This window comes from Kocuria rosea (genome assembly GCF_023715525.1).
In the GTDB taxonomy this organism is placed as follows: Bacteria; Actinomycetota; Actinomycetes; order Actinomycetales; family Micrococcaceae; genus Kocuria; species Kocuria rosea_A.
The window spans coordinates 112,054-131,783 of record NZ_JAMBOG010000005.1; the positions used below are offsets into that span (position 1 = coordinate 112,054).

The following is a 19,730-nucleotide window of genomic DNA, read 5'->3' on the forward strand; positions in this document are numbered from 1 at the left end:
CCACATCCGCCCCAGGCGATCGGCGCCCCGGGATCGTGTCAGCGGCGGCGCACTCCGATCGGCCCGCCCGCCGACCTGGACGGCTGCTTCCCCTCGGCCCCGCACGGACCAGGCGTCTGCCCCCATGGAATTGCTGCTCATCGTGATCTCCTTCGCTGTCGCCACCGCCGGTCGGCACCTTTGCCCACCGGGGTTCTCCCACCCCGTGCCCGGACCGTCAGGGCGGGCAGCCCTGACAGGGCCCCTGCGCAGGGAGCGCACCACTCCGGGCAGGACCCACGGCGCGGTGACCTGTCACCGGACCCGGCCCGGACGGCCAGGGGAGCCGGGACGTCGTCGTCCGGACCCACCGCCCACCCCCGCCACGAACCGACACCCCATCGGGGACGACCGGCGGCAAACCCGGGAGTGAGGTGTCCCACAGGGCTTCCCACAGCATGACCGGCCCTGCACCTCATCTCAAACCCTCCCTGACCATCAACGTCATCAACCCACCCCGGGCCGGCACCACGGGCGGTGAAGGCCCCCTTCTCGAGCCGACCCCGGGGACCCCACCGCCCGGCCGGGCGGCCGACGAATCTGCGTGTCGTGCGCCCGCGACGGTCACGACCCGCCGGAGGACGCGGCTCAGCGAGGACGCGGGGGTCTCCAGGAGGTGGAGCCGACGCGGGGCTCGCCGCGCTGGGCCTGTTCGCGGTCCAGGGCGTGCTGGGCGTGGGCCAGCTGGTGCTCGGCGTGGGCGAGGTCGCCGTATGCGGCCAGGGTGCGAGGGTCCTCTCCTAGCACGCTGCGGTGCAGGGCCTCGCTCATCGCGCTCTGGTAGCGAGCGTGAGCGGTCTGCACCGCGTCGTGGGCCTGGCCGTGGCGCTGCTCGGCGTCGGTGAACAGGTGCGGCTCGGGCAGCACGTTCTTGATCAGCAGCGTCGCGACTACGAGGTTGAGCACCCACGACGACGCGATGGCGTAGATCGTCAGCAGCATCGAGGCCACCGAGGACGGCAGCACGTCCCCGAACCCGGTGGTGGAGCCGGTCACGGCCGACCAGTAGAGCCCGACTAGCCAGTTGTCGTCCGGTTCCAGAGCCGCGAAGACCAGCCCGCACGCGGCGAGATTGATCCAGAACACGACCAGAGCCGGCACCACCTCACGGCGGATGCCGGGCCAGGCGCGGCGGGCATGACTCAGGACAGTGGCTGCCGCATCCGCAGCAGAAGACGTAGCAGGCATGCTCCAGTGTCCCCGGACGCCGCCCTGTTCTGGCGCCACCCGACGCCGTTTCCCGGCCTCCCGCGCCTCGGGCAGAACCACCGCGGCAGCGGACTAACGCCTGCCCCTCCCGTGGATCACTGAACCTGGACGTGAGAGTTCAGGCACCGGTCTCGACCCTGACTTCCACGTCGATGCCTTTCAGGATGGTCGGTGGATCCTCGCGGGTAGCCCTGGAACGGCGAGCATTAGACTGCGTCCATGCGCACCGTGGCCAGCTCCCCACCTCCTGCCCGGGCACGCCTGGGGCACCGGCCGGTCCCCTGGGCCGTGCCCCTGGTCCTCGACCTCGCCCTGATCCTGGTCTTCGCCGCGCTGGGACGCCGCACCCACGCCCCTGACGCCCCGGCCCTGGAGCTGACTGGCCTGCTGGGCACCGCCTGGCCCTTCCTGGTCGGTCTGGCCGCCGGCTGGGCGGTCTGGCGCGTGCACCGCGCCCCCGTCGCCGTGTGGCCCCGGGGCGTGGCCCTGTGGCTGACCACCGTGGCCGTGGGGATGGCCCTGCGGGACGTGACGGGGGCGGGCACCGCGCCGAGCTTCGTGCTCGTCGCCCTGGTCGTCCTGGCGGTCTTCCTACTGGTCCCCCGCACCGTCACCCGGCTTCTCGTGCGGCGGGGCACGCCCCGGGCCGCCGGGCCGAGCGGCCGCCGAGCCCGCTGACCGATCCGTCCCACCGGTCCACCACCGGACCCCTGTCCCGAGAGGCGCCCCATGCTCACCGCCATCGTCCTGATCAAGACCACTGCCGACCGCATCCCCGAGGTCGCGGAGCAGGTCTCCGACATCCCCGGGATCAGCGAGGTCTACTCGGTGACCGGGGAATGGGACCTCATCGCGATCGTGCGCGTGCACGAGCACGAAGACCTCGCCGACGTCATCGCCGACCGCCTCTCCAAGGTCCCCGGCGTCGTGGAGACCAACACCAACATCGCCTTCCGCACCTACAGCAAGCACGACCTCGACGCCGCCTTCTCCCTCGGCATCGAATAGCCGCACAGTCCTGCCCGTGCCCCGCACGCACGAGGGCGAGGGCCGGTGGGCCCGGGTGCTCGCCGGTCCGCGTCCTCGTCGTTGCGGACCCGGCCCCGGCGGCGGTACGGGTCAGCGGTGGGTCAGGGCCCGGTCAGCCGCGGGTGTGCGCGATCCAGCGGTCCAGCACCCCCCGGGCCGCGCCGCTGTCGATGGACTCCTCCGCCCGCCGGATCGCAGCCGCCATCCGCTCCTCCAGAGAGCCCTGGGCCACCGGGTCGAAGGCGACCAGGCCGGCCGCGGCATTGAGCACCACGGCGTTGCGGATGTGCCCCGCCTCCCCCGCCAGCACCTGTTCCACCACGCGGGCGTTGTACCGGGCGTCCCGACCTCGCAGATCCTCGATGTCGGCCCGGCCCATGCCGAAGTCGAGCGGTTCGAACTCGTGCTCCTCGACCTTCCCGCCGCGCACCTCCCAGACCGCGGACGGAGCGGTGACCGTGAGCTCGTCCAGCCCGTCCTGCCCACGGAACACCAGCGCCCGGTCCCCCCGCGCCGCGAACACCCCGGCCAGCAGCGGCGCCAGCACCGGGTCCGCCACCCCGATCGCCGAGGCCGCCACCCGCGCGGGGTTAGTGAGGGGGCCCAGGAAGTTGAACGCCGTAGCGACGCGCAGCTGCTTCCGCACCGCGGCGGCGAAGCGCATCGACGGGTGGAACGTCTGCGCGAACAAGAACGTGATGCCCACCTGCGCCGCGGCGGACTCGACCATCTCCACCGGCAGGTCCAGCCGGACCCCCAGGGCCTCCAGCACATCGGCGGAGCCCGACTTCGACGACGAGGCCCGGTTCCCGTGCTTGACCACCTGCACCCCGGCCCCTGCACAGACGAGCGCCGCCATCGTGGAGATGTTCACGCTCCCCAGCCGATCTCCCCCGGTGCCCACGATGTCCAGCGCCGGACCGGCCACGTCCACCGGACGGGCGTTGCGGACCATGGCGTCCGCGAGCCCGGTGAGCTCCTCCACCGTCTCCCCCTTGGCCCGCAGGGCCACCAGAAAGCCGGCGATCACCACGTCGGGCACCTCCCCCGACATGATCGTGTCCATGGCCCAGTAGGCCTGGTCACGGGTCAGGTCCGTGCCCCCGATCAGCGCGGTGATCAGATCGGGCCACTCGAAGTGCGGCGCGGTCGCCGAGGTCGTCGTGTTCACGCCCCCGATCGTATCCCCCGGCGCCGCAGGAGCGCTCCGCGCCCGACCGTGCCCGCCGGGCCCGCCCTGTCGCACACATCACACCTCGCCCGGAGCTCCCCCGGCGGGGCGGGCGGCCGCGCCGATCCGCCCCGCGGGCCCGCCGGACGGGCAGGTCGAGGGCCGTCCGGCGCGTCGTGACCCGCGAACCGCCCGAACCCGGCCGTGGTTGGTCCACCGGGAGTTTTGGCGACATAATGTCTCTGTGACGACTGCAACCCATACCCCAGCCAAGCCGGCAGGCGGGTCGATCAATCGGCCCAACCTCACCTCCGTGGGCACCATCGTGTGGCTCGCTTCCGAGCTGATGTTCTTTGCCGCCCTCTTCGCGATGTACTTCACCCTCCGCTCGACCTCTCCGGAGCTCTGGGCGCAGGAGTCCGCCAAGCTGAACATCCCGCTGGCGCTGGTGAACACCATCGTCCTCGTGCTCAGCTCCGTGACCTGCCAGTTCGGCGTCTTCGCGGCGGAGCGCCTCCAGGCGCGCCGCACGGGCGGGCTGTTCCAGTTCACCCGGTGGGGCGTCGTCGAGTGGTTCGCGCTGACGTTCCTCATGGGCGCCTTCTTCGTGGCGGTGCAGGCCTACGAGTACGCCGAGCTGATCGGCCACGGCGTCAGCATCCCGGCCCACGCGTACGGCTCCGCCTTCTACATCACCACGGGCTTCCACGCCCTGCACGTGTCCGCAGGCCTGATCGCCTTCCTGTGCATCATGGGACGCGCGTTCGTCGCCAAGCGTTTCGGGCACTACGAGGCCACCTCGGCGATCGTCGTGTCCTACTACTGGCACTTCGTGGACGTCGTCTGGATCGTCCTCTTCCTCGTGGTCTACTTCCTCAAGTAGTCCACGTCGTCCCGGGGACGCCCCCAGCAAACCAACGCAGCACCGAGTTAAAGGAACGTTTGACGTGAAGGCACTTTCGCAACAGCGGCGCCACCCTCTCGCAGTCCTCGTACTGATGGTCCTGGCCCTGCTCCTCACCGGTGGGCTCTACGCAGTTGCCACAACCACCAACGAGGCCAAGGCCCAGACCGAGACCTACACGGCGCAGGACATCGAAGAGGGTCAGAAGCTGTTCCTCGCGAACTGCTCCACCTGCCACGGCATGGAGGGCGCAGGGACGCCGTCCGGACCGTCGCTGGTCGGGGTGGGAGCAGCCGCCGTCGACTTCCAGGTGGGCACCGGGCGCATGCCGATGCAGGCCAACGGCCCCCAGGCACCGCAGAAGGCTCCCCAGTTCGACGCCGAGGAGACCCAGCAGCTGGCCGCCTACGTCGCGACCTTCGGCGCCGGCCCGGGCGTTCCCGAGGAGGAGTACCTGGACGTCACCCAGGGCAACGCCGCCAACGGCGCCAAGGTCTTCCTGGCTAACTGCGCGATGTGCCACAACGCCGCCGGTGCCGGTGGCGCGCTGACCCGGGGCAAGTACGCACCGGAGCTGATGGGCGTGGAGGAGAACCACATCTACGAGGCCATGGTGACGGGCCCGCAGAACATGCCCGTGTTCAACGACGCGAACATCACCCCGGAGGAGAAGCGGGACGTCATCACGTACCTGAAGACCCTCGAGACCAACCCGAGCCCGGGCGGGTTCTCGCTGGGCTCGCTCGGCCCGGTCTCCGAAGGCCTATTCGTCTGGACCATCGGACTGGCCGTCATCATCGGGTTCACTGTCTGGCTCACCTCGCGGTCCGCCTGACGCTCCGTGCCGGCACTGGTTGTCGGACCCCGAAGCTACGATCAACTGCACCAAGAGAAGAATGAGGGACCACATGGGAAGCCACAGTGACGGCACTCCCCACCAGTCGGGAACCGTTGCCACTACGGGCACCACGGAGATGGAGCGTTTCCCCGACCCCGGGCTGCCCCCGCACCGCCCCCGCCTCACGGACGTCGAGTCCAAGGCGGCGAAGCGGGCCGAACGGCAGGTGTCGCTGCTGTTCCTGATCTCGATCCTCGGATCGGTGATGTTCTTCGTCGGGTACTTCGGTGTCCGGGTTGAGGGACCGCTCTACGACGTCACGAACCCCACGGCCACCGACGCCCTGCGCCTGCAGAACCTCCTGCTCGGGCTGGGCATCGCCCTGGCCATGTTCGGGATCGGGATTGGCGTCGTGCACTGGGCCCGGACCCTCATGCCGGACCACGAGCTCGTCGAGAGCCGGCACGCCGTGCGCACCGAGGAGCAGCGCGCCGACGCGCAGAGCATCCTCACCACGGTCTACGACGAGTCGGGCATCAAGCGCCGCCCGCTGCTGCGCAACACCCTGATCGGCGCGGCGGTCGTCGCTCCCCTGCCGTTCATCGGTCTCCTCAAGGACCTCGGCCCGACCAACCTGGACCCGCTCAAGGAGACCTTGTGGGACGAGGGCGTGCGCCTGGTGCGCGACCCGTCCGGGACTCCGATCAAGGCCTCGGACGTCACGCTGGGCTCCACCTTCCACGTCGTCCCGGAGAACCTTAACGAGCTCAGCCACCACGAGGGCTACCTCGACGAGAAGGCCAAGGCCGTGGTCCTGCTCATGCGCCTGGACCCGGAGTCGGTCAACGTCTCCCCCGACCGCGCGGACTGGAACGTCGACGGCATCTTCGCCTACTCGAAGGTGTGCACGCACGTCGGCTGCCCCGTCGCGCTCTACGAGCAGCAGACCCACCACCTGCTGTGCCCGTGCCACCAGTCCACGTTCGACCTCACCAACGAGTGCGAGGTCATCTTCGGGCCGGCCGCCCGTCCCCTCCCGCAGCTGCCCATCACGGTTGACGCCGACGGCTACCTCGTGGCCCGGAGCGACTTCCACGAGCCGGTGGGCCCCACCTACTCGCAGCGGGGTACCCATGTCGAAGAGATGCAGGGTGAGGCAAACTGATGTCCACGTCCACTGACTACGAGTACAAGCCGCAGACCAGCACCGGTCGGATCGCGAACTTCGTCGACACCCGCGTCGGCATGTCGCCGATCGTGAAGGAGTTCGGCCGCAAGATCTTCCCGGACCACTGGTCCTTCATGTTCGGCGAGGTGGCGCTCTACACCTTCGTCATCCTGCTGCTCTCCGGCACCTTCCTCGCCCTGTGGTTCGACCCGTCCATGGCATCCATGGAGTACGAGGGCAGCTACGTACCCATGCAGGGTGTCGAGATGTCGGCGGCCTACGTGTCGTCGCTCGACATCTCCTTCGACATCCGCGGTGGCCTCTTCCTCCGCCAGCTCCACCACTGGTCGGCGCTCGTGTTCGCCGCCTCCGTGTCGGTGCACATGCTCCGCGTGTTCTTCACCGGGGCGTTCCGCCGCCCGCGCGAGCTCAACTGGCTCGTCGGCGTGGGCCTGTTCCTCCTGGCGATCGTGGCCGGCTTCACCGGCTACTCCCTGCCGGACGACGTCCTTTCGGGCAACGGCCTGCGCATCGCCGACGCCATTTTGAAGGCGATCCCCATCGTGGGCGCCTACCTGTCGATGTTCCTGTTCGGCGGCGAGTTCCCGGGCCACGACATCATCCCGCGCCTGTACATCATCCACGTGCTGCTGATTCCCGCGGCGATCCTCGGGCTGATCGTGGTGCACCTGTTTATGGTCGTCGTCCACAAGCACACCCAGTTCCCCGGCCCCGGCCGCACCGAGAACAACGTCGTGGGCTTCCCGGTCGGCCCGGTGTACGCCGCCAAGGCGGGCGGGTTCTTCTTCATCGTGTTCGGCATCATGGCCCTGCTGGCCGCGACCACCACGATCAACGCGATCTGGAACTACGGCCCGTACGACCCCTCGCCGGTCCAGGCCGGCTCGCAGCCAGACTGGTACATGGGCTTCACCGACGGGGCCGTGCGCCTCATGCCCGGCAACTGGCCGTTCAGCTGGGAGTGGACCTTCTGGGGCATGTCGATCCCCTTCAACGTGCTGCTGCCGATGGTCCCGATCATGATCCTGTTCGCGCTCATGGCCGCGTGGCCGTGGCTCGAGCGGTGGGTCACGAAGGACGACCGGGAGCACCACCTCCTGGACCGGCCGCGCAACGCGCCGTTCCGCACCGCGATGGGCGTGGCAGGCGTGGTGTTCTACACGGTCATGCTGGTCTCCGCCTCCGGCGACCTCATCGCCACCCACTTCCACGTCTCCCTCAACGACGTCATCTACTGGCTGCGCACCGCATACTTCGTGGGCCCGATCCTCGGATTCATCATCACGCGGCGCGTCTGCCTGGCGCTCCAGCGCAAGGACCGGGAGATCGTCCTGCACGGCCGCGAGACCGGCCGGGTGCAGCAGCTGCCCCACGGTGAGTTCATCGAGGTGCACGAGCCGATCGACGAGTACAAGCGGTACCGTCTCGTCGCCTTCCCGGATTACCAGGTGCAGCCGGCGGAGCCCAACGGCAAGGGCAAGATCACGGGCCTCGAGAAGGCACGCGGCCGGATCAGCCGCTGGTTCTTCGAGGACCGCGTCGCCCCGGTGACGCCCGCCGAGCTCGAGGCGGCGCACCACCACCACGAGGCCGTCACGGCCGGCACTCAGGACAAGGAGCTCGTCCGCTGACCCGGCGACTTCCCTGCTGACGAGGGCCCCGAGAGGATCATTCCTCTCGGGGCCCTCGTCTTCTGCCGTGGCCCTCCTCGCCCGAGCCGGTGAGGGAGTGTTGCATGTGCTGACGCCCGTGCTCGCCCCGCTGCACGGTCGGGGGGCACGGGCCGGCGCGTGCAGGCATGCCTCGGAACCGGAGATCGTGGCGTCGGCACGTGCCGCCGCCGGGGCCGATCGGCAGCGCCAGCGCCCAGCCCGCCACCGCCGCCGTGGAACCGGGATCCGCGCGTGGGCCCGGCGAGCCGGCCGGGACGCTCCCTACGGGCCGGGCGGTCGGGAGCGCGTCCTTGGCTGTCGGGGCGGTAGCAGTGCCGGAAGCACCCTCAGCCGCAGGCTGCGGTGCGCTGGGCGGGGCGTCGGACGACACGGGGGGCCGTCGCGGCTCGTGCTGGTCGCCCGCTGGGGGTAGAGGAACGAGGCGGCAGCCGCCACCGGCCATCGAGCCGATGCGGAACCGGCGGCTCCGGCGGCCCGGCTCTTCCGCCGACTCGACCCCTCGGTCGGTCCCCTCTGCGCACACGTCGGCCAGCGCCGGAGGAGCGCGGCTGCTCCGATGGCCGGACGCCAGCGGTTGCCCGGTACGCCTGCCACGTCCAGTCGTGGACGTCCGCGACAGAGATGTTGCCGGACCCGCTGCGACGGGCCGCCAGGGCCGCCAGGACACGCACGGTCCGCGGGACAGGCCACGCCCCCCCTGCGGGGCTTAGACGGACGGGAACACGGGTGCCGAGCCCCACACCGCCGCAGCACACCGTCCAGCGTCGGAGACACCAGTGCTGGGTATGGAGCACCGGACGCTCGCGCCCCACTGCGGTCCCGTGGGAGCGGCCCAGGAGTCTCCGCGCACGGTGCCGGGGCACCGCTTCCTGCCCGCGTCGTCGGTCCCGGCCGGCTTCGCCGAGCCGGGCCTCCGCCGGGCCCGCCTGTCCGCCCGGGTCCCGGCCGGCGCCGGCTCTCCAGGCCTTCCGGGTTCGACGACGCCCGGGAGGACGCCCGAGCCCTGGTCACCGCCCGGCCGACGAGCGTCCGGCCTTGTCGGTCCGCGGGGAGCGGCGGTTGCGGTCGCCGGGCTCATCGAGTGCACGCCGCCCGCCGAACGGTGCTCCCACCGGGCCGCGCCCCCGTGGTGCCGCGTGCCTGCCGAGGGCTGGGACGACCGCACTGCGGCGCAGCGGTCACGACGGGGTGAGGCGGTCCGAGCCGGCACTGCCGGCGGCACAGGCCCGGACCGCGCAGGATGGCAACCGGACGACGCCACGTCCGGCGTCTCGTGGACCGCGCTCCTCGGGAGACCGGCAACGGGCCGGGTCACGTGGGCCCCACGCAGGGCCCGCCGTGGCCGTGCCGCAGCCGCCCGAGCCGGACCTTGCAGCAGCAGGCGGCGCGGACACCGCCCGGGCCCCGGTCGGCCGTCCTGACCCGGCAGCTCCCCGCCTCCGCCGCCTGGCCGGGCACGGGGCTCGGGCGGGGCGCACGGCGGGTGGGGGCGTCCTGCACGCGCCCCTGGGCCGCCGCTGCAGGCAGAGCGCCGTACGATGTCGACCCGCGGACTCGGCCGGCACGGTGCGGGCCCGGGAGGACGGCACAGGCCGGTCTCGTGGCCGTCCCCCGGTGCGGGGAGGCACCGCCGGCGACGTGAGAGACCGCGCGCCCCCGCACCCCTCGCGGCTCCCCCGGTCCGATCGGTGGAGGTCGCCGCCAGCGTGACGAGCCGCCGACGGTGCCCGGGCGAGGACCGATCCGGCGGCGGCTCACCGCGGCACCCGGGAGCGGGTCACCCGGCAGCAGACGGGGTTCGGTGGGGCCGCGGGAGGGCGGCGGAACGGGAAGAGGCCCCGGACACCGTAGGGTGTCCGGGGCCTCTCTGCGCGTCTCGGGGCGCAGGCCGCTCAGTGGGCGTGCTCACCCCGGGAGTGCTCGAAGACGAGACCCACGAGGGCGATCGCCACCACAGGCAGCGCGAGCATGAGCATCCACCAGTCGATGGCCATGGCCAGCACCGCCAGGGCGCAGCCGACACCGATCAGCAGGGGCCACCAGCTCCACGGAGAGAAGTGGCCGTACTCCCCGGCGGACTCGACGATCTCACCGTCGAGCTTGTCCTCGGGGAGCATCCCGCCCGTGTTGCGGTCGACCAGCCACAGGTACACCGCGAGCATGAGGGACATCAGGCCGACGCCCAGCAGCGCGGGGAAGCCGACGAGGTCGGTGAAGTCGGACAGGAAGGCGTACACGACGCCGGCGAGCAGGCAGAAGACGCCCAGCAGGACGAAGAGGTTGATGGACAGTTTCATGCTCAGCCCTTCCGTGCGGCGATCGCGCCGTCGTCGACCGGGCTCTGCTGCGGGGACTCCGCGGCTAGCTCGGGGTGGTGCAGGTCGAGCGCGGGCCGCTCGGAGCGGATGCGCGGCAGCGAGGTGAAGTTGTGGCGCGGCGGGGGGCAGGAGGTCGCCCACTCGAGGGATCCGCCGAAGCCCCACGGGTCGTCGACCTCGACCTTCTGGCCGTTCTTGTGCGTGGTGTACACGTTCCAGAAGAACGGGATCATCGACAGCCCGAGCAGCATCGCCCCGGCCGTGGAGATCTGGTTCATCCAGGTGAACCCGTCCTCGGGCATGTAGTCCGCGTAGCGGCGCGGCATGCCGTCGACGCCCAGCCAGTGCTGGATGAGGAACGTCGTGTGGAAGCCCACGAACAGGATCCAGAAGTGGATCTTGCCGATGCGCTCGTTGAGCAAGTACCCCGTGAACTTCGGCCACCAGAAGTAGAACCCGGCGAACATGCCGAACACCACGGTCCCGAAGATCACGTAGTGGAAGTGCGCGACCACGAAGTAGCTGTCGGAGACGTGGAAGTCCAGCGGCGGAGTGGCCAGGATGACGCCGGTGAGACCACCGAAGAGGAAGGTGAACAGGAAGCCCAGCACCCACAGCATCGGAGTCTCGAAGGTGATCGAGCCCTGCCACATGGTGCCGATCCAGTTGAAGAACTTCACGCCGGTGGGGACCGCGATCATCATGGTCATGAACGCGAAGAAGCTCAGCATCACGGCGCCGGTGACGTACATGTGGTGCGCCCAGACCGTCACGGACAGGGCCGCGATGGCGATCGTGGCGAAGACCAGGCCCTTGTAGCCGAACAGCGGCTTGCGCGAGAACACCGGGATGATCTCCGAGACGATGCCGAAGAACGGCAGCGCGAGCACGTAGACCTCGGGGTGGCCGAAGAACCAGAACAGGTGCTGCCACATGATGGCACCGCCGTTGGCCGGGTCGAAGATGTGCCCGCCCATGGTGCGGTCCATGCCGAGGGCGAACAGCGCCGCTGCGAGGACCGGGAAGACCATGATGATCAGCAGGGAGGTGATCAGGGAGTTCCAGGTGAACAGGCCCATGCGCCACATGGTCATGCCCGGGGCGCGCATGCAGATGATCGTGGCGATGAAGTTCAGCGCACCCATGATCGTGCCGAACCCGGACAGCGCCAGGCCGAAGACCCACAGGTCGCCGCCGAGGCCGGGGGTGAAGGAGGAGTTGCTCAGCGGCGTGTAGGCGAACCAGCCGAAGGAGGCGGCACCGGCCGGGGTGATGAACCCCGCGGTGGCGATCAGGGAGCCGAAGAGGAAGAACCAGAACGACAGGGCGTTCAGCCGCGGGAAAGCGACGTCGGGGGCGCCGATCTGCAGCGGAACGATCACGTTGGCGAAACCGGTGAACAGCGGGGTGCCGAACATCAGCAGCATCAGGGTGCCGTGCATGGTGAACAGCTGGTTGTACTGCTCCTTGGTCTCCAGGATCTGCATGCCCGGCTGGAAGAGCTCCGCACGGATCAGCAGCGCCATCACGCCGGCGATGCAGAAGAAGCCGAAGGCGGAGATCAGGTAGTGGTAGCCGATCACCTTGTGGTCGGTGGAGGTCAGCAGCTTGACCGCCCACCGTCCCCGGGACCGGGGCACCACGCGCGGAGCCGCGGTGGCCGCCTCGTCCCGTGAATACTCGAGTGTAGACACCGGTACTCCTTAGTTGTTCGAAGTCTGGTCGTTTTCCTGGTCCACGTTGCCCGGGAACTCGGCACCGGGCGAGTCCAACGTGAACTCCTCCCCGGGGTCCGGGTACGAGTCGCGGTCGTACTCCGCGCCGAGCTGGCCCGTCTGGCCGGCGGCGCGCAGGGCCTCCATCTGGGCGTCGTACTCGGCCTGGCTGACCACGGCGACGTTGAACAGCATCTCGGAGTGGTACTCGCCGCATAGCTCGGCGCACTTGCCGTAGAACTCGCCCTCGCGCCCGGTGGTGAAGCTGAGGTAGTTCGTGCGGCCCGGGTACAGGTCGGACTTCTCGAGGAAGGCGGGCACCCAGAAGGAGTGCTGGGAGTCGCGCGAGTTCAGCACGAGCTCGACCTCGCTGTCGACGGGCAGGTACAGGGTGGGGACCCGGTCGGGGGCGCCCTCCTGGCCGTCCAGGTGCGCCTGGGTGCCGGTCTCGTAGACGTCCTCGTCGAGGTAGTTGAAGTCCCAGGACCACTGCTTGCCGTAGACCTGGACGGTGACGTCGGGGTCCGCGTGGCGGTCGGTGACCGCCGCCTGGGTGCGCTCGGTGAAGAAGAACAGCGAGACGATCAGCGCGATCGGCACGACGGTGTAGAAGACCTCGAGCGGCGCGTGGTAGGCGATCTGGCGGGGGTAGCCCGTCTCGTTCTTGCGGCGGCGGTAGGCGATCATGCACCAGAGCAGCAGGCCCCAGGTGATCAGGCCCACGGCCAGTGCGGCGATCCAGGAACCGATCCACAGGTCCAGGATCATGTCAGCGTTGTCGGTGGTGCCACGCTCGGTGGGCATCCACCCGAGCTTCGCGTCCTCCGAGCATCCTGTCAGTGCAGCTGCTGCCAGGACTGCTACCGCCGACACCCTTGCCGTGCGGCGACGGCTGCCGGTTCGTGTGTGCGAACTCACAGACGGCCCTTCCTCTTCTTGTCGTGCTCGTCGTCTGCGCGCCGAAGGCCCCGGTTCCGAGAGCCTGGACACAGTCTTGGGGAATGTTTCCCTCCGAGCTTACCCCCAGTCCCAGACATCCGCTGACACTGTGTCAGTGTCGGCGGGGCCCTCCCCGGCGGAGCCGGCGGGGCCTCCGGGCATGCGAAGAGGCCCGCCGCCCGGAGGGACGACGGGCCTCTTCGCGAGGGCCGGGCGGCTCAGTGGAAGGAGTCGCCGCAGGCGCAGGAGCCCTGCGCGTTGGGGTTGTCAATCGAGAAGCCCTGCTTGGAGATCGAGTCCTCGAAGTCGACGGTCGAGCCCTCGAGGTAGGGCACGCTCATCTTGTCCACGACGACCTCGACGCCGCCGAAGTCGCGCACGGCGTCGCCGTCCAGGATCCGCTCGTCGAAGTACAGCTGGTAGATGAGGCCGGAGCAGCCCCCGGGCTGCACGGCCACGCGCAGGCGCAGGTCGGTGCGGCCCTCCTGCTCGAGCAGGGCACGGACCTTGTCGGCGGCGACCTCGGTCAGGGCGACGCCGTGGGTCGGGAGGCCGTCCACTGCGGCGCCGTTGTCGGTCGTGACGCTCATGATGCTCACTTTCTGTGGATGGGTGCCGCGCGGTGTCGAGCCGGCGGCGGGTCTACCGTGGGGCACAACGGCGCGGGCCCCGGGTTCATTCCCGGTCCGCGGGACTGTCCTGGCCCGCCTCGGCGAGCCGGGAGCCGTCGCGCCCGGACGCGTCCAGGGCGAGCAGCAGGAGGGCCTCGGCGAGGACCGCGCGCTCGAACTCCGCCAGGTGCAGCGACTCGTCGGCGCTGTGGGCGCGGGAGTCGGGGTCCTCGACACCGGTGATGAGGATCTGGGCGTCCGGGTAGAGCTCGACGAGGTCGGCGGTGAAGGGGATGGAGCCCCCGATGCCGGTCTCCACGGCGGGCCGGCCCCACGCCTCTCCCAGCGCCCACTGGGCGATGCGGGCCGCCTCGGAGCCCATGTCCGTGCGGAAGGACTGTCCCGTCTCCTCGAGCTCGAAGCGCACGTGCGCGCCGAAGGGAGCGTGGGCCTCGACGTGGCGCCGGAGCGCCTCCGCCGCCCCGGCGGGGTCCTGGCCGGGGGCGACCCGCAGGCTGAGCTTGGCGCGCGCGGACGGGATGATCGTGTTGGACGCGACGTCGACGGGCGTGACGTCCATCCCGGTGACGGACAGGGCCGGCTGCGTCCACAGCCGCGAGGCCACGGAGCCGCGCCCGGCCAGCCGCACGCCGTCCCGGACGGCGGCGTCGGCCCGGAACCGGTCCTCGTCGTAGACCAGGTCGGTGCTGTCCTCGGCGTGCAGCCCCGCCACGGCGACGGCGCCGTCGTCGTCGTGGAACGTGGCGACGAGGCGCGCCAGGAGGGTGGGCGCGTCCAGCACGGGCCCCCCGTACATCCCCGAGTGCACCGCGTGGTCGAGGACGGAGACCTCCACCACCGCGCCCACCATCCCCCGCAGACTCGTGGTCAGCGCGGGCACGCCGAGCTCCCAGTTGGAGGAGTCGGCGATGACGATGACGTCGGCGGCCAGCCGGTCCCGGTACGCCTCCAGGAAGTCCCGGAAGGACGGGGACCCGGCCTCCTCCTCCCCCTCGACGAAGACCGTCACTCCCAGGCCGAGGTCGTCCCCGAGCTGCGCGGCCACGGCCCGCAGCGCCCCGACGTGGGCCATGATCCCGGCCTTGTCGTCCGCGGCGCCGCGGCCGTAGAGGCGGCCGTCGCGCTCCTCGGCGGCGAACGGGTCGGAGGACCACAGCTCGCGGCGGCCCGGGGGCTGGACGTCGTGGTGGGCGTAGAGCAGGACGGTGGGGCGCCCGGGCGCGGGCCGGCGGCGGGCGACGACGGCGGGCCGGCCCGGCGTGCTGCCGAGGGGCACGCGCAGGATCTCGACCTCGTCGAGCCCGGCCTGCGCCAGCAGGCCGGCGACGGCCCGGGCGCTGCGCTCGAGCTGCTCCGGGTCGAAGGAGTCCCAGGCGATGCCGGGGATCGCGACGAGCTCGGTGAGCTCCTCGACGATACGCGGCATGTCGGCGTGCACGGCCTCGCGCACGGCGTCGACGGGCAGGGGCGCGGACGGGGTGTAGGGCTCGGTCATGGTGCCCACCCTACGTCCGCGTCCCGGCGGGGCGCCGGACGCCCGTCCGCTATCCTTGACAGGTGTTTGGACGCAAGAAGGATGCAGATCGCGCGGGTTCCACGTCGGTGACCGCCCAGGCCCCCCTGCCGGAACGGGGGGCCCCTGGGGCTCCGCCCGCGCCCCGGCAGACCGCGGGCAAGGGCCGGCCGACGCCCAGCCGCAAGGAGCAGGAGGCGGCCCGCCGCCGCCCGCTCGTCCCGGAGGACCGCAAGGCCGCAAAGGCGCAGTCCCGGGAGGCGGCGCGGGAGCAGCGGCTGCGCGCGCAGGCCGGCATGGCCGCCGGCGACGAGCGCTTCCTCGGGCCCCGCGACAAGGGCCCGCAGCGGCGCTTCGCCCGGGACTGGGTGGACTCCCGGTTCAACGTGGCCGAGTACCTCATGGTCGTGGCGGTGCTCGCGCTGTTCATCCTCTTCTTCCCCAACCAGTACGTGGCCACGTACGGCGTCTACGCCATCTGGGCGCTCATGGTCCTGGGCGCGGTCGACGCCGTCCTGACGACCGGCCGGATGAAGAAGGCCCTGCAGGCGAAGTTCGGCTCGGTGGAGCCGGGCGTGCGCTGGTACGCCGCCATGCGCTCCTTCACGATGCGGCGGCTGCGGCTGCCCAAGCCGCAGGTCGCCCGGGGCCAGCGGCCCTCCTGACCGTCCCCCGCCCGTTTCTCCGCCCCCGTGCCGCACCGGCACGGGGGCGGAGTCGTCTCAGCGGCCGCGCCGCGCGGCCCGGGCGAGGCCCTGGTTGATCCGGCGCGCCCAGAAGGGTCCCTCGTAGAGGAACGCCGTGTAGCCCTGGACCAGGGTGGCGCCCGCGTCGAGGCGCTCCTGGACGTCCTCCGCCGTGGTCACCCCGCCCACGGAGACCAGCACGAGCCGGTCCCCCACCCGCTCGCGCAGCAGCCGCAGCACTTCCAGGGAGCGCCGCCGCAGGGGTGCCCCGGAGAGCCCGCCCGCCCCGCACGCCTCGATCTCGGCGGGACGGGACACGAGGCCCAGCTCCCCGCGGGCGATCGTGGTGTTGGTCGCCACGATCCCGTCCAGCCCCAGGTCCAGGGCGAGGTCGGCGACCGCCAGGACGTCGTCGTCCGAGAGGTCGGGGGCGATCTTCACGAGCAGCGGCACGTGCCGCCCGGCGGCCTCGTCGGCGGCGCGGCCCACCGCGGACAGCAACGGGCGCAGGCTCTCGATCTCCTGCAGCTGCCGCAGCCCGGGGGTGTTGGGCGAGGACACGTTGACGACCAGGTAGTCCGCGAGCGGGGCGAGGGTGCGGGTGCTCTGCAGGTAGTCGTCCACCGCGGCCTCGAGCGGGACGACCTTCGTCTTGCCGATGTTGACCCCGATCACCGGGCGGGCCCGTCCGCTGTGGTCGGCCTCCAGCTTCCGGCGCGCCTGCGCCAGGCGCGGGGCGACGGCCTCGGCGCCGTCGTTGTTGAAGCCCATCCGGTTGACCACGGCGCGGTCGCGCACGAGCCGGAAGAGCCGGGGCGGGGGGTTGCCCGGCTGGGCCTGGGCCGTCACGGTGCCGATCTCGACGTGCCCGAAGCCCAGGTCGGCCAGCGCGCCGATCCCCTCGGCCCCCTTGTCGAAGCCGGCGGCCAGCCCGAACGGCGAGGGGAAGCGCAGGCCCAGGGCCCGGACCTCCGAGCCGGGGTCGGGGCGGGTGTACACGCGCAGCGCCGCGCCCAGCGGCGTCGCGCCGGCCGCCCGGATGCCCAGGAACCCGACGCGGTGGGCCCGCTCCGGGTCCATCCGGGAGAAGACGGCCTTGAAGAACGTAGGGTAGAAGCGCATGGGCCCAGTCTTCCACAGCCGCCGCGCCCGCCCGGTGCGCCGGCGCCCGGGCGGGCCCGCACGACGACCGAGCTGCACACGAGGTGAGGCGATGAGCGCTCCCCCGGGCCCCTGGGTCCCCGACGTGCTCGGGCCGGGCTTCGAGGCCCGCACCGTCGAGCTGCCGGCCGGGTCCGCGCCGCACGCGACCGCGACCGTCGTCCGCCACCGTCCCGCGGGCGGCGCCTTCCGCCGGGCCCCCCGCGACGCGGTGCTGTACCTGCACGGGTGGTCCGACTACTTCTTCAACGCCGAGCTCGCCGGCACGCTCGCCTGCGCGGGATGGGCGTTCTACGCCCTCGACCTGCACGGCTACGGGCGCAACCTCACCGACGACGTGCTCGCGGAGGAGACCGCCAGCCCGGGGCACACGACCGACCTCGCCGACTACGACGACGACGTGGCCGCCGCGCTGCGGGTCATGGCCGAGGACGGCGTCCCCGGGCCGGGCGGGCGGCTCGTGCTCATGGGCCACTCCACCGGCGGGCTCACGGCCGCGCTGTGGGCCGCCCGCCACCCGGGGCGGCTGGCCGGGCTCGCCCTCGTCGCCCCGTGGATCGGCTGCCACGGCGCGGACGCCCTCGGGACGGCGCTGCGGCCCGTGCTCGCCCGGGCGTCCGGGCGCGCGCCCGCCCGGGCCCTGCGGGTGCGCCCGCGCAGCCACTACTTCCGGGTGCTCAGCGACCGCGCGGAGGGCGAGTGGGCGATCGACCCGCGGTGGCGCCCCGAGACGAGCTTCGGCATCACCCCGGGCTGGCTCCACGCCGTCCTCCAGGCCCAGCGCGAGGTCGCGGGCGGGCTGGACATCGAGGTCCCGGTGCTGGTCCAGGTCTCCGCGCGCTCCTGCATCCGCCCGTGGTGGTCCGAGCAGATGCGCTCGGCGGACTCCGTGCTGGACGTGCGACAGATCCGCCGGCACGCGCCGGACCTCGGCGCGGCGGTCACGGTGCGCTCCTACGAGGGCGCGGTCCACGACGTCCACCTGTCCCGCGGGCCGGTGCGGCGCGCCGCCCAGCGGGAGCTGCTGGCGTGGCTGGGGCGGCTGCCCGGGCCCGGGGCGTAGCCGGCCCGCGTCCCTGCCGGGACGGGCCCGGGGTCAGACCGGGGCCGGGCCCGCGACGCGGTCCACCGCGCCGCCGTAGCGGCGGTCCCGGCGGGCGTAGGCCTCGACCGCCTCCCAGAGCGTGCGGCGGTCGACGTCCGGCCACAGGACGTCCTGGAAGACGAGCTCGGCGTAGGCGGACTGCCACAGCAGGAAGTTGGAGATCCGCTGCTCCCCCGAGGAGCGCAGGAACAGGTCGACGTCCGGGAGGTCCGGTTCGTCGAGGTAGCGCTGGACCGTGGCCTCGTCAATGCTGCGGGGATTGAGCCGGCCCGCCTTCGCGTCGGCGGCCATGGCCGCGGCGGCGTCGGCGATCTCGGCGCGCCCGCCGTAGTTCACGCACATGGTGAGGGTCACGACGTCGTTGTCCCGGGTCGCCCGCTCGGCCTCCTCCAGCCGGTTGATCACCGACCGCCACAGCCGCGGCCGGCGCCCGGCCCAGCGGATCCGGACGCCCCACTCCTGGAACGTCGGCAGCTGGCGGGCCATGACGTCGGCGGTGTAGTTCATGAGGAACGTCACCTCGTCGAGGGAGCGCTTCCAGTTCTCGGTGGAGAAGGCGTAGGCGCTGACGTACGGGATGCCCATCTCGATGGCCCCGGCCATGACCTCGATGAGGGCGGCCTCCCCCGCCTTGTGCCCCTCGTTGCGGGGCAGGCCGCGCTGGTTGGCCCAGCGCCCGTTGCCGTCCATCACCACGGCGACGTGCCGGGGGACGAACCGGTCCGGGATGTCCGGGGCGAGGGCACCGCTGGGGTGCGGGGGCGGGGCGGCAAAGCCGGGCATGGTCAGCTCCGTTCCACGAGGTTCAGGGACCGGACGGCCCTCTCCAGGTGCCACTGTACGTAGGTGGCCACGATCCCGGCGGCGGCCCGGGCCGTGCGGGGCTCGACGGCGTCGATCCGCTCCCACGCGCCGGTGAGCAGCGCCGACAGGTGCTCGACGGTGGCGGGGTCGGGGGCCGCGGCGCCCGGCGGGCGGCAGACGGGGCACACCGCGCCGCCCAGCGGGGCGGAGAACGCCTCGTGCGGGCCCGGGGCGCCGCACCGGGCGCAGTCGGTGAAGCTTGGGGCCCAGCCGGCGGTGGAGACCGCCCGCAGCAGGTAGGAGTCCAGCACCGCCCCGGGCTCGTGCAGCCCGCGCGCCAGGGCCGACAGCGCGCCCACGAGCAGCCGGTACTGCTGGGCGGCGGACTCGTCGTCGTTCTCCGTGAACTTCTCCGCGGCCTCCGCCATCGCGGCGGCCGCGGTGTACTTGGCGTAGTCGGCCGCGATCAAGGACCCGTAGCCGCGCTTGCCCAGGGCCTGCGCGACGATGTCGAGGTTGCGCCCGGTGACGAGCTGGAGCTCCGCCACGTTGAAGGGCTCCAGCCGGGAGCCGAAGCGGGAGGTGGTGCGCCGCACCCCCTTGGCCACGGCCCGGACCTGGCCGTGCTCGCGGGTGAGCAGCACGACGATCCGGTCCGCCTCGCCGAGCTTGTAGGTGCGCAGCACCACGGCGTCGTCCCGGTAGCTGCGCGATGCGAAGGTCGTCCTGGCCACCGCACCATTCTCCCACGCCCGGCGGACACCCCGGGCGCCACGACGGCGGCGGGCCGCCCCCCGGGAGGGGC

General features: G+C 71.9%; 18 protein-coding genes. 8 read left to right on the forward strand and 10 right to left on the reverse strand.

Annotated features, from left to right (window positions below):
- Window positions 1-627 precede the first annotated feature (627 nt).
- Entirely contained in the window at window positions 628-1,140 is a 513-nt protein-coding gene (locus M3185_RS05160; RefSeq protein ID WP_251332602.1) for a potassium channel family protein, read from the reverse strand.
- Between the two features lie 327 nt (window positions 1,141-1,467).
- Here M3185_RS05160 and M3185_RS05165 point away from each other — a divergent pair, with 327 nt between their 5' ends.
- Together M3185_RS05165 and M3185_RS05170 are read left to right on the forward strand one after the other, a co-directional pair.
- Window positions 1,468-1,926 (forward strand): DUF3054 domain-containing protein, encoded by a 459-nt coding sequence (locus M3185_RS05165; RefSeq protein ID WP_251332603.1) that lies wholly within the window; start codon window positions 1,468-1,470, stop codon window positions 1,924-1,926.
- A gap of 51 nt (window positions 1,927-1,977) precedes the next feature.
- Window positions 1,978-2,256, forward strand: a complete 279-nt coding sequence (locus M3185_RS05170) for an Lrp/AsnC family transcriptional regulator (protein ID WP_251332604.1) — start codon at window positions 1,978-1,980, stop codon at window positions 2,254-2,256.
- Between the two features lie 133 nt (window positions 2,257-2,389).
- Here M3185_RS05170 and trpD read toward each other — a convergent pair whose 3' ends face one another.
- Window positions 2,390-3,448: an anthranilate phosphoribosyltransferase gene (gene trpD / locus M3185_RS05175; protein ID WP_251332605.1), complete on the reverse strand. Its 1,059-nt coding sequence runs from the start codon at window positions 3,446-3,448 to the stop codon at window positions 2,390-2,392.
- A gap of 244 nt (window positions 3,449-3,692) precedes the next feature.
- Between trpD and ctaE the strand changes: the two genes are divergently transcribed.
- The 4 genes from ctaE to qcrB all read left to right on the forward strand — a co-directional run bounded on the left by ctaE (window position 3,693) and on the right by qcrB (window position 8,010).
- A complete protein-coding gene (ctaE, locus tag M3185_RS05180) occupies window positions 3,693-4,331 on the forward strand; it encodes an aa3-type cytochrome oxidase subunit III (RefSeq protein ID WP_251332606.1) in 639 nt (212 codons plus the stop codon).
- 64 nt (window positions 4,332-4,395) lie between these two features.
- Complete coding sequence (gene qcrC / locus M3185_RS05185; RefSeq protein ID WP_251332607.1) at window positions 4,396-5,187, forward strand: cytochrome bc1 complex diheme cytochrome c subunit; 792 nt, start codon at window positions 4,396-4,398, stop codon at window positions 5,185-5,187.
- A gap of 73 nt (window positions 5,188-5,260) precedes the next feature.
- Window positions 5,261-6,355 (forward strand): cytochrome bc1 complex Rieske iron-sulfur subunit, encoded by a 1,095-nt coding sequence (gene qcrA / locus M3185_RS05190; RefSeq protein ID WP_445298419.1) that lies wholly within the window; start codon window positions 5,261-5,263, stop codon window positions 6,353-6,355.
- Entirely contained in the window at window positions 6,355-8,010 is a 1,656-nt protein-coding gene (qcrB, locus tag M3185_RS05195; protein WP_251332609.1) for a cytochrome bc1 complex cytochrome b subunit, read from the forward strand. Before qcrA ends, qcrB begins: the two co-directional genes overlap by 1 nt.
- Before the next feature lie 1,934 nt (window positions 8,011-9,944).
- Here the strand turns inward: qcrB and M3185_RS05200 are convergent.
- From M3185_RS05200 to M3185_RS05220, 5 genes are all read right to left on the reverse strand, one after another.
- Window positions 9,945-10,349 (reverse strand): cytochrome c oxidase subunit 4, encoded by a 405-nt coding sequence (locus M3185_RS05200; protein ID WP_251332610.1) that lies wholly within the window; start codon window positions 10,347-10,349, stop codon window positions 9,945-9,947.
- 2 nt (window positions 10,350-10,351) lie between these two features.
- Window positions 10,352-12,064: an aa3-type cytochrome oxidase subunit I gene (gene ctaD, locus M3185_RS05205; protein ID WP_251332611.1), complete on the reverse strand. Its 1,713-nt coding sequence runs from the start codon at window positions 12,062-12,064 to the stop codon at window positions 10,352-10,354.
- 9 nt (window positions 12,065-12,073) lie between these two features.
- Complete coding sequence (gene ctaC / locus M3185_RS05210) at window positions 12,074-13,003, reverse strand: aa3-type cytochrome oxidase subunit II (RefSeq protein WP_251332612.1); 930 nt, start codon at window positions 13,001-13,003, stop codon at window positions 12,074-12,076.
- A gap of 239 nt (window positions 13,004-13,242) precedes the next feature.
- A complete protein-coding gene (locus M3185_RS05215; protein ID WP_251332613.1) occupies window positions 13,243-13,614 on the reverse strand; it encodes a HesB/IscA family protein in 372 nt (123 codons plus the stop codon).
- Window positions 13,615-13,699: 85 nt separating this feature from the next.
- Window positions 13,700-15,151, reverse strand: a complete 1,452-nt coding sequence (locus M3185_RS05220) for a dipeptidase (protein WP_251332614.1) — start codon at window positions 15,149-15,151, stop codon at window positions 13,700-13,702.
- Window positions 15,152-15,258: 107 nt separating this feature from the next.
- On the opposite strand from M3185_RS05220, the gene M3185_RS05225 reads away from it, so the two are divergent.
- Entirely contained in the window at window positions 15,259-15,834 is a 576-nt protein-coding gene (locus M3185_RS05225) for a DUF3043 domain-containing protein (RefSeq protein WP_251332615.1), read from the forward strand.
- A gap of 57 nt (window positions 15,835-15,891) precedes the next feature.
- Here the strand turns inward: M3185_RS05225 and M3185_RS05230 are convergent, their stop codons facing one another.
- A complete protein-coding gene (locus M3185_RS05230) occupies window positions 15,892-16,977 on the reverse strand; it encodes a quinone-dependent dihydroorotate dehydrogenase (RefSeq protein WP_251332616.1) in 1,086 nt (361 codons plus the stop codon).
- Window positions 16,978-17,068: 91 nt separating this feature from the next.
- Between M3185_RS05230 and M3185_RS05235 the strand changes: the two genes are divergently transcribed.
- Window positions 17,069-18,079, forward strand: a complete 1,011-nt coding sequence (locus M3185_RS05235) for an alpha/beta hydrolase (protein WP_251332617.1) — start codon at window positions 17,069-17,071, stop codon at window positions 18,077-18,079.
- A 33-nt stretch (window positions 18,080-18,112) separates the two neighbouring features.
- On the opposite strand, the gene M3185_RS05240 is transcribed toward M3185_RS05235, so the two are convergent.
- Both M3185_RS05240 and recO read right to left on the reverse strand, forming a co-directional pair.
- Window positions 18,113-18,904, reverse strand: coding sequence for an isoprenyl transferase (locus tag M3185_RS05240; RefSeq protein ID WP_251332618.1), 792 nt, complete (start codon window positions 18,902-18,904; stop codon window positions 18,113-18,115).
- Between the two features lie 2 nt (window positions 18,905-18,906).
- Window positions 18,907-19,659, reverse strand: coding sequence for a DNA repair protein RecO (gene recO / locus M3185_RS05245; protein ID WP_251332619.1), 753 nt, complete (start codon window positions 19,657-19,659; stop codon window positions 18,907-18,909).
- Between the last annotated feature and the right edge of the window lie 71 nt (window positions 19,660-19,730).

Excerpts from the sequence above, each read along its gene's own strand:
- M3185_RS05165 (WP_251332603.1), top strand. The coding sequence starts at position 1,468 with ATGCGCACCGTGGCCAGCTCCCCACCTCCTGCCCGGGCACGCCTGGGG.
- M3185_RS05170 (WP_251332604.1), top strand. The coding sequence starts at position 1,978 with ATGCTCACCGCCATCGTCCTGATCAAGACCACTGCCGACCGCATCCCC.
- qcrA (WP_445298419.1), top strand. The coding sequence starts at position 5,261 with ATGGGAAGCCACAGTGACGGCACTCCCCACCAGTCGGGAACCGTTGCC.
- qcrB (WP_251332609.1), top strand. The coding sequence starts at position 6,355 with ATGTCCACGTCCACTGACTACGAGTACAAGCCGCAGACCAGCACCGGT.
- M3185_RS05200 (WP_251332610.1), bottom strand. The coding sequence starts at position 10,349 with ATGAAACTGTCCATCAACCTCTTCGTCCTGCTGGGCGTCTTCTGCCTG.
- M3185_RS05215 (WP_251332613.1), bottom strand. The coding sequence starts at position 13,614 with ATGAGCGTCACGACCGACAACGGCGCCGCAGTGGACGGCCTCCCGACC.
- M3185_RS05220 (WP_251332614.1), bottom strand. The coding sequence starts at position 15,151 with ATGACCGAGCCCTACACCCCGTCCGCGCCCCTGCCCGTCGACGCCGTG.
- M3185_RS05230 (WP_251332616.1), bottom strand. The coding sequence starts at position 16,977 with ATGCGCTTCTACCCTACGTTCTTCAAGGCCGTCTTCTCCCGGATGGAC.
- M3185_RS05235 (WP_251332617.1), top strand. The coding sequence starts at position 17,069 with ATGAGCGCTCCCCCGGGCCCCTGGGTCCCCGACGTGCTCGGGCCGGGC.
- M3185_RS05240 (WP_251332618.1), bottom strand. The coding sequence starts at position 18,904 with ATGCCCGGCTTTGCCGCCCCGCCCCCGCACCCCAGCGGTGCCCTCGCC.